This window comes from Roseateles sp. GW821-FHT09G09 (genome assembly GCF_059415965.1).
On sequence record NZ_JBWKOG010000008.1, the window covers coordinates 49,080 to 65,027 of the forward strand.

General features: G+C 68.6%; 18 protein-coding genes. 10 read left to right on the plus strand and 8 right to left on the minus strand.

The annotated features are described in order from the left end of the window. Window positions 1-19: 19 nt before the first annotated feature. Both AC07O8_RS21155 and AC07O8_RS21160 read right to left on the minus strand, forming a co-directional pair. A complete protein-coding gene (locus tag AC07O8_RS21155) occupies window positions 20-589 on the minus strand; it encodes a type II toxin-antitoxin system MqsA family antitoxin (protein WP_495049905.1) in 570 nt (189 codons plus the stop codon). An 8-nt stretch (window positions 590-597) separates the two neighbouring features. Beyond that, on the minus strand, window positions 598-1,011 hold the full coding sequence (locus AC07O8_RS21160; RefSeq protein WP_495049906.1) for a hypothetical protein: 414 nt from the start codon (window positions 1,009-1,011) through the stop codon (window positions 598-600). Window positions 1,012-1,302: 291 nt separating this feature from the next. Between AC07O8_RS21160 and AC07O8_RS21165 the strand changes: the two genes are divergently transcribed. From AC07O8_RS21165 to AC07O8_RS21175, 3 genes are all read left to right on the plus strand, one after another. After that, entirely contained in the window at window positions 1,303-3,141 is a 1,839-nt protein-coding gene (locus AC07O8_RS21165) for a bifunctional diguanylate cyclase/phosphodiesterase (protein ID WP_495049907.1), read from the plus strand. A 101-nt stretch (window positions 3,142-3,242) separates the two neighbouring features. Then, window positions 3,243-4,109: a 3',5'-nucleoside bisphosphate phosphatase gene (locus tag AC07O8_RS21170; protein ID WP_495050137.1), complete on the plus strand. Its 867-nt coding sequence runs from the start codon at window positions 3,243-3,245 to the stop codon at window positions 4,107-4,109. 87 nt (window positions 4,110-4,196) lie between these two features. Further along, the gene (locus AC07O8_RS21175) at window positions 4,197-4,847 is read left to right on the plus strand and encodes an L-threonylcarbamoyladenylate synthase (protein WP_495049908.1); all 651 of its coding nucleotides are present in this window, start codon (window positions 4,197-4,199) and stop codon (window positions 4,845-4,847) included. A 104-nt stretch (window positions 4,848-4,951) separates the two neighbouring features. Here AC07O8_RS21175 and AC07O8_RS21180 read toward each other — a convergent pair whose 3' ends face one another. The 3 genes from AC07O8_RS21180 to AC07O8_RS21190 are packed head-to-tail and all read right to left on the minus strand — an operon-like array spanning window position 4,952 to window position 6,585. After that, complete coding sequence (locus AC07O8_RS21180) at window positions 4,952-5,302, minus strand: RidA family protein (RefSeq protein WP_495049909.1); 351 nt, start codon at window positions 5,300-5,302, stop codon at window positions 4,952-4,954. Then, a complete protein-coding gene (plsY, locus tag AC07O8_RS21185) occupies window positions 5,299-6,075 on the minus strand; it encodes a glycerol-3-phosphate 1-O-acyltransferase PlsY (protein WP_495049910.1) in 777 nt (258 codons plus the stop codon). The genes AC07O8_RS21180 and plsY overlap by 4 nt, the downstream gene beginning before the upstream one ends. A 6-nt stretch (window positions 6,076-6,081) precedes the next feature. Beyond that, entirely contained in the window at window positions 6,082-6,585 is a 504-nt protein-coding gene (locus AC07O8_RS21190) for an aminoacyl-tRNA deacylase (protein WP_495049911.1), read from the minus strand. Window positions 6,586-6,702: 117 nt separating this feature from the next. Here AC07O8_RS21190 and AC07O8_RS21195 point away from each other — a divergent pair, with 117 nt between their 5' ends. Continuing rightward, on the plus strand, window positions 6,703-7,812 hold the full coding sequence (locus AC07O8_RS21195) for a DNA alkylation repair protein (protein ID WP_495049912.1): 1,110 nt from the start codon (window positions 6,703-6,705) through the stop codon (window positions 7,810-7,812). Between the two features lie 226 nt (window positions 7,813-8,038). Here AC07O8_RS21195 and AC07O8_RS21200 read toward each other — a convergent pair whose 3' ends face one another. Continuing rightward, complete coding sequence (locus AC07O8_RS21200; protein WP_495049913.1) at window positions 8,039-9,097, minus strand: aldo/keto reductase; 1,059 nt, start codon at window positions 9,095-9,097, stop codon at window positions 8,039-8,041. 244 nt (window positions 9,098-9,341) lie between these two features. Here AC07O8_RS21200 and AC07O8_RS21205 point away from each other — a divergent pair, with 244 nt between their 5' ends. From AC07O8_RS21205 to AC07O8_RS21220, 4 genes are read left to right on the plus strand one after another with little or no spacing between them, the layout of a single operon-like run. Next, window positions 9,342-9,893 carry a DUF2975 domain-containing protein gene (locus AC07O8_RS21205; RefSeq protein ID WP_495049914.1) on the plus strand — a complete coding sequence of 184 codons (552 nt, stop codon included), beginning with the start codon at window positions 9,342-9,344 and terminating at the stop codon, window positions 9,891-9,893. A gap of 25 nt (window positions 9,894-9,918) precedes the next feature. After that, window positions 9,919-10,161, plus strand: a complete 243-nt coding sequence (locus tag AC07O8_RS21210; RefSeq protein ID WP_495049915.1) for a helix-turn-helix domain-containing protein — start codon at window positions 9,919-9,921, stop codon at window positions 10,159-10,161. Further along, complete coding sequence (locus AC07O8_RS21215) at window positions 10,148-10,858, plus strand: hypothetical protein (RefSeq protein ID WP_495049916.1); 711 nt, start codon at window positions 10,148-10,150, stop codon at window positions 10,856-10,858. Before AC07O8_RS21210 ends, AC07O8_RS21215 begins: the two co-directional genes overlap by 14 nt. Further along, complete coding sequence (locus AC07O8_RS21220; RefSeq protein ID WP_495049917.1) at window positions 10,855-11,919, plus strand: hypothetical protein; 1,065 nt, start codon at window positions 10,855-10,857, stop codon at window positions 11,917-11,919. The genes AC07O8_RS21215 and AC07O8_RS21220 overlap by 4 nt, the downstream gene beginning before the upstream one ends. A gap of 232 nt (window positions 11,920-12,151) precedes the next feature. On the opposite strand, the gene AC07O8_RS21225 is transcribed toward AC07O8_RS21220, so the two are convergent. Then, complete coding sequence (locus AC07O8_RS21225) at window positions 12,152-13,927, minus strand: acetate--CoA ligase (protein ID WP_495049918.1); 1,776 nt, start codon at window positions 13,925-13,927, stop codon at window positions 12,152-12,154. 273 nt (window positions 13,928-14,200) lie between these two features. Here AC07O8_RS21225 and arsC point away from each other — a divergent pair, with 273 nt between their 5' ends. Together arsC and AC07O8_RS21235 are read left to right on the plus strand one after the other, a co-directional pair. Further along, entirely contained in the window at window positions 14,201-14,551 is a 351-nt protein-coding gene (gene arsC / locus AC07O8_RS21230) for an arsenate reductase (glutaredoxin) (RefSeq protein ID WP_495049919.1), read from the plus strand. A gap of 4 nt (window positions 14,552-14,555) precedes the next feature. Further along, a complete protein-coding gene (locus AC07O8_RS21235) occupies window positions 14,556-15,386 on the plus strand; it encodes an MOSC domain-containing protein (RefSeq protein WP_495049920.1) in 831 nt (276 codons plus the stop codon). A gap of 6 nt (window positions 15,387-15,392) precedes the next feature. Here the strand turns inward: AC07O8_RS21235 and AC07O8_RS21240 are convergent, their stop codons facing one another. Continuing rightward, entirely contained in the window at window positions 15,393-15,887 is a 495-nt protein-coding gene (locus AC07O8_RS21240) for a GNAT family N-acetyltransferase (RefSeq protein WP_495049921.1), read from the minus strand. Window positions 15,888-15,948 lie beyond the last annotated feature (61 nt).

The following is a 15,948-nucleotide window of genomic DNA, read 5'->3' on the forward strand; positions in this document are numbered from 1 at the left end:
GCACGACGCGGCCGTCTGCTCATTTTTTCTTCCGCTTCAGCGCGCGGTCTTGTTCGGTGAGGCGGAATTCCTTCGGGTCATACAGGACCGTCGGATCCGGCACCCCACGCCTTGAGGGCCCCATTTCGTCCGAACTCCGTGCGACTTTCTCGGCTCGGTCTGCGAGTTCGGAACGCATGCCCTTCTCCAAGACCAAAGCCTCAAAGGCCTGCGCATCCGAGAGAACGCGCCGGAGCAGCGCGTCCATGGCTTCCGATTGAACGAGGTCGTCGTTCTCGTACTTGCTGAACGCCACGCCCTCGACGCCGAAGAGACGCGAAGCTTGGGTCTGAGTCAGGCCGTGGCGGTTTCGAATCTCTGCGATCTCCCGGCCCACAAGGAGCCCGTCGATCTGCTTGCGCCAGGCGAGCAGAGCCCGTCGACTCAAACGACCTTCCACCGACGTGGCGAAATCGGACTTGCAGTGGTCGCACACGACGAAATAAAGGGGAAGCATCGCCCGTTGCCCCTTGTATTCGTTTTCCATCTGCTCCACGTGTCGCTCGATGTGCCCCTCCGCGCAGATGGGGCAGCGCTTCTGCTCATTCATGCTTGACCTCAACTCGACAAGTGACAGGACACCAACAGGATCAGACTGCCAGCACGAGAAATCGCGAACTTCACGAAGTAGGCGACGCGAACGTCGCGACCCACCTGTGTTGTCTCCTCCCGCTCGATGGCATATGCGTCGCAGGCTGCGACAAAGCCTTCTCCGTTTTCGCACCACTCTGAGTGCAGATAGTGGCAGCCTTCGAGACTTCCCAACAGCGTCCCGACGGCCTCCCACTCGTTAGAGAACAACGCACGGATGTCGCGACGACATTTCACCGTCCACGCGACTATCGGTGACGTGCGAGCCGCCAACTCACGCACTCGTTTCAGGTCATAGATCGGCCCACCGCGGATCTTGACCCGAGCAGCGTCGTCGGGCGGTTCCACATCGTAGGCCGACACCACAGCGAGACTTGCCATCGGCAATCTCCAGATGCTCGGGGACCACTGATTTGAAGTCGCCTCGGGCTGCGAAAAACCGAAACTCCCGGCTTTGTCTCGCGAAGGCATCGACGACGCCGCACGTCTTTGACGGATTCGAAATCACGACGTCAATTCGTCGCCCTTAGAACAATCCAGACATTCGAGTTTGAGAAGACCGCGCCAGACTTCACACCTGACCCCTGCTGTAACAGTTTGTCAAATCGATGACATAGAGGCCACCCAGAATGGGGACACCACGCGGCGCTCCGTCCGCCGTGGTGCCTCCCCATGCCGACCACCCATCTGCAACCGCCCGACCCGCTGAGCATTGCCCTGTCCGCCATCATCCGCGACGGCGCGCTGGACATCCACTTCCAACCGCTGGTCGAGGTCGAGCGGGCCAACATCCTGGGCTACGAGGCGCTGACGCGCGGCCCGGCGGACACGCCCCTGCATTCGCCGCTGGTGCTGTTCGAGACCGCCGCGCGGCTCGGCCGGCTCGTGGAGCTGGAGCGCCTGGTCGTGCGCCGCGCGCTGCGCCGCTTCAAGGAGCTCAAGCTCCCCGGCCAGCTCTTCCTGAACCTCACCGCCGACACGCTGCTCGCCACCAGCGACCGCGGCGCACTGATCGCCCGCGAGTTCGCGCAGCTCGACCTGCCCGCCTCGCGCGTGGTCATCGAACTCACCGAGACCCGGCCCATCCTCGAGCCCGAACGCCTGCAGGACAGCATGCGCAGCCTGCGCGAGCTCGGCTTCGTCGTCGCGCTGGACGACCTGGGCGAAGGCTTCGCCAGCCTGAAGCGCTGGATGGACATCCGCCCGGACTTCGTCAAGATCGACCGGCACTTCATCGACGGCATCGCGCAGGACCCGCTCAAGCAGCAGTTCGTGCGCTCCATCCTCGAGATGGCCGCCACCTCCGGCTGCACCGTCGTCGCCGAAGGCCTCGAGCAGCTCAGCGACCTGACCGTGCTGCGCCGCCTGGGCGTGCCGGTCTGCCAGGGTTACCTGCTCGCCCGCCCGAGCGCCGCCCCGCGCGCCGCGCTGCGGGCCGAAGTGGACGCCCTGCTCGCGCCCGAGCACCGCCGCCGCAACGCCGACTGGATGCGGCTGCCGCCGGACGCGATCACCACCGCCGCGCAACTGGCCCGCCGCAGCCACACCGTCACGCCCAAGCTCAACTGCCAGGCGGTCGCCGACATGTTCCAGCGCGACGAGCAGCTGTTCTCGATGCCGGTGCTGGACGACGCGAACCGCCCGATCGGCATCCTGCGCTCGCTGCAGGTGCTCAAGCGCAGCGCGGAACGCTACTTCATGGACATCCACGAGAAGCGCTCCTGCACCGCGCTGATGGATCCGCAGCCCCTGATCTTCGACGCGGGCACCTCGCTGCGCGAGATGAGCGACGCGATCTCCAGCCTCGACGACCGGCTGATGGTCGACGGCTTCATCGTGACCCGCAACGGCGAATACTTCGGCACCGGCCGCAGCACCGACCTGCTCAAGGCCGTCTCCGACCTGCAGGTCCACAGCGCCCGCTACGCCAATCCGCTGACGCTGATGCCGGGCAACGTGCCGACCGACCAGCACCTCGACGCGTTGCTGCACGAGGCGCGCGAGTTCGTCGTCGTCGCCTGGGACATCGACCACTTCAAGCCCTTCAACGACGTCTACGGCTACGCCGCGGGCGACGACATCATCAAGCTCTGCGCGCAGATCCTGCAGGACGCCGCCGACCCGGCGCTGGATTTCGTGGGCCACATCGGCGGCGACGACTTCGTGATGGTGCTGGGCTCCCCCGACTGGATCGCCCGCGTCACCCGCGTCTGCCGCGAGTTCGACCGCCAGATCCGCCCCTTCTTCTCCGCCGAACACCAGGCGCTGGGCGGCTACGTGACGCTGAACCGCCAGAACCAGGAATCCTTCAACCCCCTGCCGACGCTGAGCGCCGGCGTGATCCAGGTGCAGCCCGGCGCCTTCGACAGCGTGCGCGCGCTGTCGGCCGCGCTGGCCGAGCCCAAGCACGTCGCCAAGTGCGGCACCGGACCGAGCCGCTACTTCGTCGACCGCCGTCGATCCAGCACCGGCGTCACGGACATGGCGCCGCTCCTAGAATCGACGGGGTGAATACCCCTTCCCCCGTTCCGCCGGTTCCTCCGGAATCTTCCGCCCCCACCGACACGCTGCCGGCCGGCGCCGCCGCGCCCGGCCGGGTGCCGGGGTCGGCGCTGCACGCGCAGACGAACGCCGACCTCCACTGCCACTCGACCGTCTCCGACGGCACGCTGTCGCCCGAGGCCCTGGCCGCGCGCGCCAAGGCCAACGGCGTCGAACTCTGGGCGCTGACGGACCACGACGAGGTCGGCGGCCAGCAGCGGGCGATGGCGGCGGCCAAGGCGGCGGGGCTGCCCTACCTGACCGGCGTCGAGATCTCCGTGACCTTCGCGGGCAAGGTCGTGCACATCGTGGGCCTGGGCTTCGACGCTGAAGACCCGCGCATCGTCGCCGGCCTGCGCGCCACGCGTGGCGGCCGCGGCGCGCGGGCGAAGGAGATGTCGGACGATCTCGCCAAGGCGGGCATCCCCGGCGCCTACGAGGGCGCGCTCAGGTTCGCCGGCAATCCGGAGCTGATCTCCCGCACCCACTTCGCGCGCTTCCTGGTGGAGACCGGCCAGTGCTCGGACGTGCCCGAGGTCTTCCGCCGCTTCCTCACCGAGGGCAAGCCCGGCTACGTACCGCACCGCTGGGCGGCGCTGCGCGACGCGGTCGGCTGGATCGTCGACGCGGGCGGCCTTGCCGTCATCGCGCACCCGGGCCGCTACGGCTTCACGCCGACCGAGGAATACGCCTTGATCACCGAGTTCATCGCGCACGGCGGTCGCGGCATCGAGGTCGTCACCGGCAGCCACACGGCCTCGGACATGGTCCAGTACACCGACACGGCGCTCGAATTCGACCTGCTCGCCTCCCGCGGCTCCGACTTCCACAGTCCGGAGGAAAGCCGCGTGGACGTCGGCAAGCTCGACCAGCACCTCTCCGGCCGCTTGAAACCGGTGTGGGGCGCGCTCGAGCATCGCATCCACTGGCCGGCCTGATCCTCGGGGATCGCGCCCGCCGGAACCATCGCCGGCGCAGACCGGCTCCCAGATCGGCTCGCATGCCGATTGCCCCAGGTGAGGACCATGGCCCAGATCTTCGAAGTCCATCCCGACAACCCGCAGGCCCGTTTCCTGCGCCAGGCGGCGCAGATCCTGAGCCAGGGCGGCATCGGCGCGATCCCGACCGACTCCAGCTACGCGCTGGTCTGCCAGCTCGACGACAAGGCCGCCGCCGAGGCGCTGCGTCGCATCCGCGGCGTCGACGACAAGCACCACATGACCCTGCTGTGCCGCGACCTCAGCGAGCTGGGCAGCTACGCCCGCGTCGACAACAAGCAGTACCGGATGATCAAGACGGCCACGCCGGGCCCGTTCACCTTCATCCTGGAGGCGACCAAGGAAGTGCCGCGGCGCCTGTCGCATCCGTCGCGCCGCACCATCGGCCTGCGCGTGCCGGACCATCGCGTCACGCAGGACCTGCTGGCGCTGATCGGCGGCCCGCTGCTGGCCACGACGCTGATCCCGCCCGGCGAGCACGAGCCGATCAACGACCCCGAAGAAATCACCGCCCGCTACGACAAGCTGATCCAGCTCATCATCGACGCCGGCGCCTGCCCGATGAAACCGACCACGGTCGTCGACCTGACGACCGAGCCGCCGGTCCTCGTGCGCCGCGGCTGCGGCGATCCGGCCTGTCTGGGCCTGGAACTCGAAGAGGCGGAAGCGGACGATTGAGGCCGGAGCGGGCGCGACGCCCGTTCGAGGCACCATGCAGAACGCTGGCGCGAAGCCTGCGTTCTGCATGAAGGGCATGAAGAGGCCCGCGGCCTCGCCGAGGCTCAGACCGCCGCGGTGATCACGATCTCGATCTTCCACTCCGGCTTGGCCAGCTTGGCCTCGACGGTGGCGCGCGGCGGCGTGTGACCAGCCGGCACCCAGGCGTCCCAGGCGGCGTTCATGCCGGCCAGGTCCTTGACGTCGGCGATGTAGAGCTGCGCGCGCAGGATCTTGGTCTTGTCGCTGCCGGCGCGGGCCAGCAGCTGGTCGATCATCGCCAGCACCTGCTCGGTCTGCCCCTTCACGTCGGCGGTGGCGTCCTCGGGGACTTGCCCGGCGAGGTAGACCACGCCGTTGTGGATGGCCATCTCGGAGAGACGCGGGCCGACGTCGAAGCGTTCGATGTTGCTCATTTGCTGTGCTGGTTGGACTTGTTGGAAGGCTTGCCGGACGGCTTGCTGGACGGCCTGCTGGAAGGCTTGTGATCACGCTTGTGGTCGTGCCGCTGCGCGCGCGATTCCTCGTGGCGATGGGACTTCGCGGCGGGCGCGACGGGGACCGGGGCCGACTTCTGGCCGAGCTTGCTTTCGGTGCCCGCCATCAGCTTCCTGATGTTGGGCGCATGGCGCCAGATCAGCAGCAGGCTCATCAGCGCGATGGCCGGCAGCTCGGGACCGACGTCCCAGATCAGCATCTGCAGCAGCGGCGCGGCGACGGCGGCGGCCAGCGACGCCAGCGACGAGTAGCGGAACACCACCGCCATCACGATCCACACGCCGAGCACGGCCAGGCCGAGCCACGGGTTGATCGCCAGCAGCACGCCGGCCGCGGTGGCGACGCCCTTGCCGCCGACAAACTTGAAGAAGACGGGCCACAGGTGGCCGACGAAGGCCGCCAGGCCGACCAGCGCGGCGGTGCCCTCCTCCAGGCCGTACGGGGCGCCGAACTTCAGCACCAGCAACACGGGGAGGTAGCCCTTGAGCGCGTCGAAGACCAGGGTCAGGATGGCGGCGGCCTTGTTGCCGGAGCGCAGCACGTTGGTGGCGCCCGGGTTGCCGCTGCCGTAGCTGCGCGGATCGGACAGGCCCATCAGCCGGCTGACGATCACCGCGAAGGACAGCGAGCCGATGAGATATCCGGCCAACACGGCGGATGCGGCCAACAAGGGGAACGGGACACTTTGCATGGGGCGCTATTCTGCCCCGGACTTCAGCGCGCACTCGACCGGGCGGGCCTCGAGCAGCTCCGTCAAAACCCGGGGTTCGATGCTGACGAGGTAGCCGCGGCGTCCGCCGTTGATCAGGATGCGAGGCAGCGCCAGCACGGTGGACTCGACGAACACGGGCATCGTCTTGCGCGTCCCGAACGGGGAGGTGCCGCCGACGAGGTAGCCGCTGTGGCGCTGGGCGACGTCGGGCTTGCAGGGCTCGACCTTCTTGCAGGGGATCTGCCGGGCGAGTTCCTTCAGGCTGACGGTGCAGTCGCCGTGCATCAGGACGATCAGCGGCTGCGCCTTCTCGTCCTGCATCACCAGCGTCTTGACGACTTCGTGCTCGGGCACGCCGAGCTGCTTGGAGGACTCGCCGGTGCCGCCGTGATCGACGTAGTCGTAGACGTGTTCCCCGAAGGCGACCTTGTGCTGGCGCAGCATCTGCGTCGCGAGCGTTTCGCTGACATGGGCGGATTTCTTGCTCATGGCGAGATTCTCCGCGCTGGCCGTGCCCGCGCGCTTGTACGAGCTTGCTGCGCCTGCTGACAGCCGATGGCAGCGCCCGCGCTACGCTCCGGCGCACTTCGTGTTCACCCAGCCCCCATGACGGACGCCGCCTCGCCCTCCAGCTACAACCTCAAGGACCTGATCGGCGAGACCGCGCTGCGATCGGTGGCGTCCGTGTTCGCCGAGTCCGCGCCCGGCTTCCAGCGCAAGCGCTTCCTGGCCGTGGCGACCGAGGGGCTCGAACCGCTGTCGATCATGCAGCGCGTGCACCGCGTGGCGGAGGCGCTGGACGCCGCCTTGCCCGGCAGCTTCGCGGCGAAGCTCGACGCCGTCGTCGCGGCGGCGCCGAAGACCGGCGGCGCGTTCGTGAACATGGGGCTGTGCGATTTCGTGGCGAGCTACGGCCTGCATGACCCCGTCGCGTCGCTGAAGGCGCTCAAGCGCATGACCGCGCATGGCACCGCCGAATTCGCGATCCGCCCTTTCCTGCGCCAGGACCTGGCCGGCACGATGAAGACGATGACGCGCTGGACCGCCGACCGCGACGAGCACGTCCGCCGCCTCGCCAGCGAGGGCTGCCGGCCGCGGTTGCCGTGGTCGTTCCGGCTCGACGCGCTGGTCGCCGATCCGGCACCGCTGGCGGAGATCCTGCAGGCGCTGCGCGCCGACGACAGCCTCTACGTGCGGCGCTCCGTCGCCAACAACCTGAACGACATCACCAAGGACCACGCGGATTGGGTCTTCGCGCACGTGGCCGATTGGGACCTGACCGACGGACGCAGCGCGTGGATCGTCAAGCATGCGCTGCGCTCGCGCATCAAGCAGGGCGACGCGCGGGCACTGAAGCTGATCGGCGCGAGCGAGGGCGCGCTGGCCGTCGTCGAGCGCCTGGCGATAGCGCCGTCACGCGTCGCGATCGGCGGCGAGGTCGAGATCGCCTTCGAGCTGCGCTCCACGGCCGAGGCGACGCAACGGCTGGTCGTCGACTACGCCGTCCACTACGTGAAGAAGAACGGCCGCGCGTCGCCGAAGGTCTTCAAGTTGAAGACCGTGGAGCTCGAGGCCGGCGCGTCGACGCCCATCCGCATTCGGCGCGCGCTGCGCAACTTCACGACACGCACGCACTACGCGGGCACGCATGCGATCGAGGTGATGGTCAATGGTCAGAAGCTGGCCGGCGGCACGTTCGAGCTGCTGGTCGTTTGACTGCCTAGACCCCGCGCGCTGCGCGCGCCCCTCACCCCTGCCCTCTCCCGCAAGCGGGAGAGGGGGAAAGAGGCGCCGCTGCGAACAGAGCCGGTCGGACTCCCTTTCCCGCAAGCGGGAGAGGGGGAAAGAGGAGGCGATGCTACGAGTGGAGCCGGTCGGACTCCCTCTCCCGCTTGCGGGAGAGGGCGGGGGTGAGGGCCAGCGGCGGTGGCAGTACGGAAGCTCACTGCGCCGGGTCGCGGATCTCCCAGCGGATGCGGTCGATGCGCGCCAGCGTGTCGGTGTCGAGCGTTCGACCCAGCGCCGCGATGTTCTCGTCCAGCTGCGCCGCCGTGGTGACGCCGATCAGCGTGCTCGCCGTCAACCAGCGCGAGCTCACCCACGCGATCGCCAACGTCGACGGCGACATCCCCAACTCCGCCGCCAACGCGTTGTAGCGCCGCGCCGCAGCCAGCGTCTCTGGCCGTGCCCAGCGCTGCTTCTTCATGCTCTCGAAGATCGCCAGCCGGCCCGGCTTGGCGGGGTCGCTCAAACCATGCTGGTCGTACTTGCCCGTCAGCGAACCGAAGCCCAGCGGCGAATACGCCAGCAGCCCCACCTGATGCCGATACAGCGCCTCATCGAGGCCGTTCTCGACGACGCGGTTCACGAGGCTGTAGGGGTTCTGCACGCTGACGACACGCGGCAGTCCATGCTGCGCGGCCAGGTGCACGAACTCGCCGACGCCATAGGCCGTCTCGTTGGACAGACCGATGTGGCGGATCTTCCCGGCGCGCTGCAACTGCGCGAGCGCCTCCAGCTGCTCATGGAGGGACGCGACCGGCTTGTCCTTCGCCGGTTCGAAATAGATTCCGCCGAACATCGGCACGTGCCGCGCCGGCCAATGGATCTGGAACAGGTCGATGGTGTCGAGCTGCAGCCGCTTCAGGCTGTGCTCGCAGGCCTGCACGATCTGCGCGCCGGTCAGGTCCAGGCTGCCGTCGCGGATCCAGTCGTAGCCGCGCGAAGGCCCCGCGACCTTGGTCGCGACGACGACCCGCTCGCGCATCCCGGGCCGCGCCTTCAGCCAGCGGCCGATGATCTCCTCGGTCCGCCCGAACGTGTCGGCGCGCGCGGGCACCGGGTACATCTCTGCGATGTCGAGCAGATTGATGCCCGCGGCCACCGCGCGATCGAGCAGCGCCTGGCTGCCAGCCTCGTCGACCTGCTCGCCGAAGGTCATCGTGCCCAGGCCGATGCGGCTGACCGAGAGGTCGGACTGTCCGAGGGTGATGCGTTCCATCCTGTTCTCCATGAAGCGCGGCGCCATCGAGAACCCGTGACTGAGGCCGGGTCCGAACGCCGCAAACGGTCAGTTTGCATGAGCCCGCACCCCGTCGCCGCGCGCACGGACGATGGCCGGGCGATCGCCGCGCGGACATCGCATGCCTGTCGCCTGGACGGCCGACGCCCGCTTTTACGCGCCCCGCATTGCATCCGAAGAATTATTGTTTTACAGTAATTTCTTGCCACCCCACGGTAAGACCATGAGCGACGCCCCCTTCCCCGCCAGCCTTCGCCGCATCCGCTGGATCGCCCACTGCGTGCGTGCGATGGCTTTGATCGCAATGGCGGTGGTGGTGGGTTTCCACGCGATGTTCTGGACCAACCGCGGCCTGGTCGAACGCACCGCGCGCAAGGACTGGTGCCTGGACTGCCCCATGCAATTCGACGCCGTCTCGCGCGCCTGGGGCCTGGTGGTCAACCTGCCGCAGGCGCTGTTGACCCTGTTCGCGCTGTTGTGCCTGTGGCGTCTTTTCGGCGCCTACCTGCGCGGCCAGGTCTTCACCGACGGCGCGACGCGCCACCTGCGGCGCCTCGGTCAGTCGGTGACGGCGATGGCGCTCGTGATGCCGCTGACCGACACGGTCACCATCCTGGCGCTGACGCTCGGCAACCCGCCGGGACAGCGGATGCTCTCCGTTCACCTCGGCAGCCAGCACTACGTCGTGTTGCTGCTCGGGCTGGTGCTGATCGCCATGGCCATGGTGATGCGCGAAGCGCAGCGCATGGCCCAGGAGAACGCCGAGTTCGTCTGAACGGACCGGCGCAGGAACCCCGCCCATGCCCATCGTCGTCCGACTCGACGTGATGCTCGCGCAGCGCAAGATGCGCTCGAAGGAGCTCGCCGAGGCCATCGGCATCACCGAGGCCAACCTCTCGCTGCTCAAGTCCGGCAAGGTGCGCGGGGTGCGCTTCGACACGCTGTCGCGGATCTGCGCGACGCTGCAGTGCCAGCCCGGCGACCTGCTCGCCTGGGAACCGGGCGACGAGCCCGAGGACGGAGGCCCCGATGGCGGCGCGTGAGTCTTCAGGGGGCCTCCTTGATACGCCCGCTCCTGGCGAGCCCCATGCGGCCCAGCGCCGCGTCGGCTCGCGGACGATCGCGATCGGCGCGGTGCTGCTGCTGCACGTCGCGCTGATCGGCTGGCTGCAGCAGGCCTGGCACCGGGCCGACGCGCACCGCGGGCAGCGCCGGTCCACCGTCCGGATGGTGACGATCCAGCTGCCACCGCTGACCAGGCCCATGCCGAAGCCCATGCCGACGAAGACGCCGGTCGCCCGATCTCCGGACCGCCGGGCAAGTCCTGACCCCAGGCTGCGATTGCAGGAAGCGGCTCCGTCGACGCGCCCCACCGCGCGCGTCCAGGCGCCGCGGCCCGAGGTCGATCGCCTCGAGGAGGAGCCCCGCGCGGCGGTGATCGTCGCCGCTCCGATGCCGGCGTCGGCCGCGTCCGGTCCGACCGGGCGGGACCTGATGTACGGCGCCGCGACGCAACGCGCGATCCGCCAGGGGACGCAGGGACAGCCGCTGCTGGCCGAGCGCGCGGACCAGGCGAGCCTGGCGCCCGACAAGACCGATGCGTCGACCAAGCTCGGCAAGGAAATGATGAAGGGTGCCACCGGCGACTGCCTGAAGGGCGAGTTCGCGGGCGGCGGCGCGGGCTTGCTCAGCCTGCCGTTCTGGGTGCTCGCCGAGGCGCGCGGGAAATGCCGGCGATGAACGCGGGCACGAGCACCAGCACCAGCACGAGCACGGGCACGGGCGACGACGCCTTGGCGGCCCCGCCCGCTGAAGCGCCGATGCTGGACATGCGTCGTCAACCGACGCCGGCCGCGCGCCGTTCAGCGCAGATCGCCTTTGCGACACCCGTCGTGCGACACAGGGAGAGAGTCGAAGTGAAGCCCCAGCAGTTCCTCCGCGCGGTACGCCGCGTTCCCGTCGCCGCGATCGCCGTCGTCGTGATGAGCGCCCTTGCCGCCTGCGATCCGGTCGCCGCGGCGACCGGCGTCGACCCGGTGCCGGCCGGTGCGGCCGCGACGTCGGCCACCGCGACTTCGGCGACTTCGGCGACTTCGGCGACGACGAGCGCGGTCGCCCTGCCCACCGTGCAGAGCGACATGAAGCGGGGTGCGTCCTTCCCCTACAAGCGGCTCAACGAGTTGCTGCAGAAGCTGCGCACCGAGGGCGAGGGCCTGTTCGTGAGCCGCTTCGTGCTGACCGACGCGAAGGACAACACGAAGCCGCCGCCGGCCGGCACCAAGCTCGCGCTGATGAGCGACGACGACTACATCCCGATCCCCATCGACGAGAAGGGCCGCTTCGACCTGCCGACCTTCTCCGAGCAGCGCGTCAAGGACATGGACTTCGGCACCAACGTGCCCAAGGGTGAGCTGGGTGTGCGGCTGAGCATCGACCTCGCGACGCCGCCGGAGATGCTGGACATGGCCACGGTGCGCCGCATCGTCGCGGTCGGGCAGCGGCTGCGCACCGAGCTGCTGCCCTGGTACGTGCGCTGGATGTTCCCGCAGATCGACGGCGTGATCGTGTGCAGCGACCAGCCGCAGTGGAGCCTGGACTGGACGGAGAGCGGCCAGCACCTGCGCCTGCCGCTGCCGTCCGAGGCCCAGCAGCGCGAGCCCGAGACGCCCAAGGGCAAGCCGTCCCGCGCCTGCACCGTGCTGACCGGCCAGGAGCAATGGCCCGACGCGGCGCTGCTGCAGCCGCAGCCCGGCGCCAACACCAAGCTCTACGTCAAGCTGAGAAACGCGCGCGCGAACTGACCAGACTTGCTCCTCTCGCGGTCTGGTGGGTGGTTCGTGCGTGAGTCTGCTGGCCCTCACCCCTGCCCTCTCCCGCAAGCGGGAGAGGGAGTCGTTACACCGAGTGTTGCGCGCTCCCGCAAGCGGGGACGGGGATAGAGGCGACGGCGCTGCGAGTAGAGCCGGTCGGACTCCCTCTCCCGCTTGCGGGAGAGGGCGGGGGTGAGGGCCAGCGGACTAGGCAGTCAACGGATCAGCCAACGCGCCCCGTCGCGCGGTCCGCTTCCAGCTGCCGCAGCACGCGGCGCTGCACCTTGCCGGTGGTCGTCATCGGCAGCGCGTCGAGGAACTCGATTTCCTTCGGGTACTCATAAGGCGCGAGCCGCTGCTTGACGAAGTCCTGCAACTCCGCAGTCAACGCCGCCGACGGCTGCCGGCCCGGCGCCAGCACGACGAAGGCCTTCACCAGCGCGCCGCGCTCGGCATCGGGCTTGGGCACGACGGCGGCGTTGGCGACGGCCTCGTGGCGCACGAGGCAGTTCTCGATCTCCCCCGGCCCGATCCGATACCCCGCAACCTTGAACTGATCGTCGGCGCGGCCCTGGTACCAGAGGTAGCCGTCCTCGTCGGTGCGGGCCAGGTCGCCGGTGCGGCACCAGCTGTCCGCCGGATCGCCGGTGAACTTCGCGGCCGTCGCCGCCTCGTTGCGCCAGTAGCCAAGGAAGAAGATCGGATCCGGCACGCTCTGCGCGTCGCGGCGATGCACGGCGACTTCGCCGATCTGTCCGGGCGGACAGACCTGGCCCTCGTCGTCGATGACCGCGACGCGGTGGCCCGGATAGGCTCGGCCCATGCTGCCGGGCTTGGCCGGCCACAAGCGCGCGCAGTTGCCGACCACGTAGTTGATCTCGGTCTGCCCGAACATCTCGTTGATCGTCACGCCGAGTTCGCGCTGCCCCCAGTCGAAGACGGCGTCGCCGACGGCCTCGCCCGCGCTCATGACGGCCTGCAGGTGCAGCGTGTAGTGCTGGGCGGGATGCGGCACGGCCTTCATCATCGCCTTCAGCGCGGTGGGGAACAGGAAGGTGTGGCTGACGCGGTAGTGCTGCATCAGCTCGAAAGCCTTCTCCGGCGAGAAGCGTCCCTGGTAGCCGAGGATGGGCCGGCCGAAGCACAGCGACGGCAGCAGCGCGTCCATCAGGCCGCCGGTCCAGGCCCAGTCGGCGGGGCTCCAGAACACGGCCTCGCTGCGCACGGCGGGATCGTGGGGGTCGAAGCCGAACCAGTTCTGGCTCGCGATGAAGCCGGTGAGGTTGCCCAGCAGCGCGCGCTGCGGCAGCAAGGCGCCCTTGGGTGCGCCGGTCGTGCCGCTGGTGTAGATCAGGATCGCGGGATCCTCGGCGGCGTTGTCGCGCGCGGCGAAGCGCGCGTCCTCGGCCTGCAGCGCGGCCATCCAGCCGAGCTCGCCCTCGTGGGCATCGGACTCGCCGACGACCAGCACGTGGCGCAGCGCCGGGCAGGACGCGCGCACCGACCGCAGCCCGGCCAGCGCGCCGCCCTCGACGATCGCGACGCTGGCCTCGCTGTCGTTGAGGCGGTACTCGAGCGCATCGGGCCCGAAGAGCATCGACAGCGGCATCGCGACCGCGCCGAGCTGGTTGATCGCGATGTGCGCGACGGCGGTCTCGAAGCGTTGCGGCAGCACCAGCGCGACGCGGTCGCCAGGCTCGACGCCCAAGCGTTTCAACGCGTTGGACAGCCGGTTGGCCGCGCGTTGAAGTTGTCCGAACGAGTACTGGGCGCGGCAGCCGCTGTCGCTGTCGAAGAAGATCGCGGGCGCATCGGGCGTCTCGCGGGCCCAGCGGCCGCAGCAGAGCTCGGCGATGGCCAGCCGTTCCGGCACCTGCCAGCGGAAGGCGCCATGGATCAGCGCGTAGGCGTCGGGCGCGGCGCGGGTGGCCGCGGCGGGCACGGTGATGCCGTCGGCCGGGCTGGCGTCCTTGACGGTCCTGCCGGTCTTCCCGGTCATCGTGTCTCCATCCTGGTCTGGCACAAGAGCGTGGATGCTAGCGAGCGGGTCCTGGACGGGCGTCATGGAAAGCCCGTAGCGCCAGGTCGGTGCCTTTGGACGGTCGTGATGCCCGTCAGAGGTGCATCAGCAAACATGGGGGGCGATCCGCATATCGATATGTGGATGGGCTTCAGCACTGCCACCGCCGCTGGCCCGCACCCCCTGCCCTCTCCCGCAAGCGGGAGAGGGAGCCAGAAGATCCGCCGCGGATCGGTCGCTACACTGGTCCGAATGAGCCTCAAGATCCTGCACAACCCCCGCTGCTCCAAGTCGCGCGAGGCGCTCGCGCTGCTGGAGTCCCGCGGCCTGCGGCCCGACGTCGTCGAGTACCTGGCGACGCCGCTGACGCTGCCGGAACTGCAGGCCCTGCACCGGCAGCTCGGCACCCCGGTGCGCGCGATGGTGCGCGACAACGAGGATGACTATCGCGAGTTGAATCTCGGCGACGAGGCGCTCACCGACACCCAGTTGCTGCAGGCGGTCGCGGACCGCCCGAAGCTGCTGCAGCGGGCGATCGTCGTGCAAGGCGACCGCGCGTTGATCGCGCGTCCGCCGGAGTTGCTGAACGAGTGGTTGAAGTAGCTTGATGCGCAAGCTCTCAGTGGATGATCCCCAGTCCTGCCACGAGCCTTGTGTCGACGAGTCGAAAGAACAGCCCGGCGAAGCGCACTGGCAGACGATCGGCAAAGTCGCGAGACTTTTTGTCCGAGGCCCCAAGGATCCCTCTGCGCGCCCGCAGTCCTCGCTGCAATTGATCAAGAACTTCGGCGCTGCTGGAGATCGGCATGCGTCCCCACGCTCCCCTCGACAGTTGTTGATCGCAGGTCAGCCGGCCTATGACCGGTTGAAGCTTCCAAGCAATACGCTGAGAGAAAACCTGCTGGTGGACATCTCGACCGACGACTTGAATTCCGGAGATCTCCTTGCAATCGGACCAGACGTCGTGCTGTGGCTCACTTTCCAGTGCGAGCCTTGCAGCCTTCTGGAAAGACGCAGTCCCGGGGTGCTTCGGTCCATGGGATCGAGTCGAGGTGTGCTGGCGCGCGTTGTGCGCGGAGGCACCCTGACGCAGGGCGATCAGATGCGGTACTCGCGATCGGCCATCCCCGCGATGAGCGGAAAATGGCAAGCTCGTGTGATTCGCGTCCTGCACGCGATGCCGCCAGATTGCTGCATTTCCTATCGCCAACTGGCCGAACTCGCCGGCGTCGCCACCGCCTACTGCCGCGCCTTTCCGAGACTTCTGTCCACGCTTCCTTCCGACATCGCGGGTCGTGCGCAAAGCGGGCTTGCCCACACCAGGTCCTTGTCGTGGGAAGGTGCTGAACTGTTTGATGTGTCCGCACACCTGGACCGCGTGCTCCGCCCATCTGGCTCGACGATGCCAGAGGCTGTGCCACCTGCGGCTTGCGCCTGAGCTTCCTCAGCCCTTGAAGCGCGCCAGCGCATCGCCGGCCAGGCGGCACAGCCGCCAGTCCGGCATGATGGTCGCGCCCATCTTCTCGTAGAAGCGGATGGCGTTCTCGTTCCAGTCGAGCACGCACCATTCGAAGCGGCCGTAGTCGCGCTCGATCGCGATCTGCGCCAGGCGCGTCAGCATGCGCTTGCCCAGGCCCGCGCCGCGATGCACGGGCTGCACGTAAAGGTCCTCGAGGTACATCCCCGGCTTGCCGAGGAAGGTCGAGAAGTTGGTGAAGGTCAGCGCGAAGGCGACGACCGCGCTGCTGTCGTGCTCGGCGACCAGGGCCTCGCAGACGGGGCGCTCGCCGAAGAGATGCGGGCGCAGCTTGTCGGGCGTCACGTCCATCAGGTGCGACAGGCTCTCGAAGTCGGCGAGTTCGCCGATCAGGCCGACGATCGCAGGCAGGTCGTCGGGGCGCGCGGGGCGGAGGGTGTAGGGGTCGGTGGAGAGGGTCATGTCGATGCTTCCGGGAAGTCGCGCCCATTGTCTCCATGGCGAAAGCGTCCAGCCGATCCTC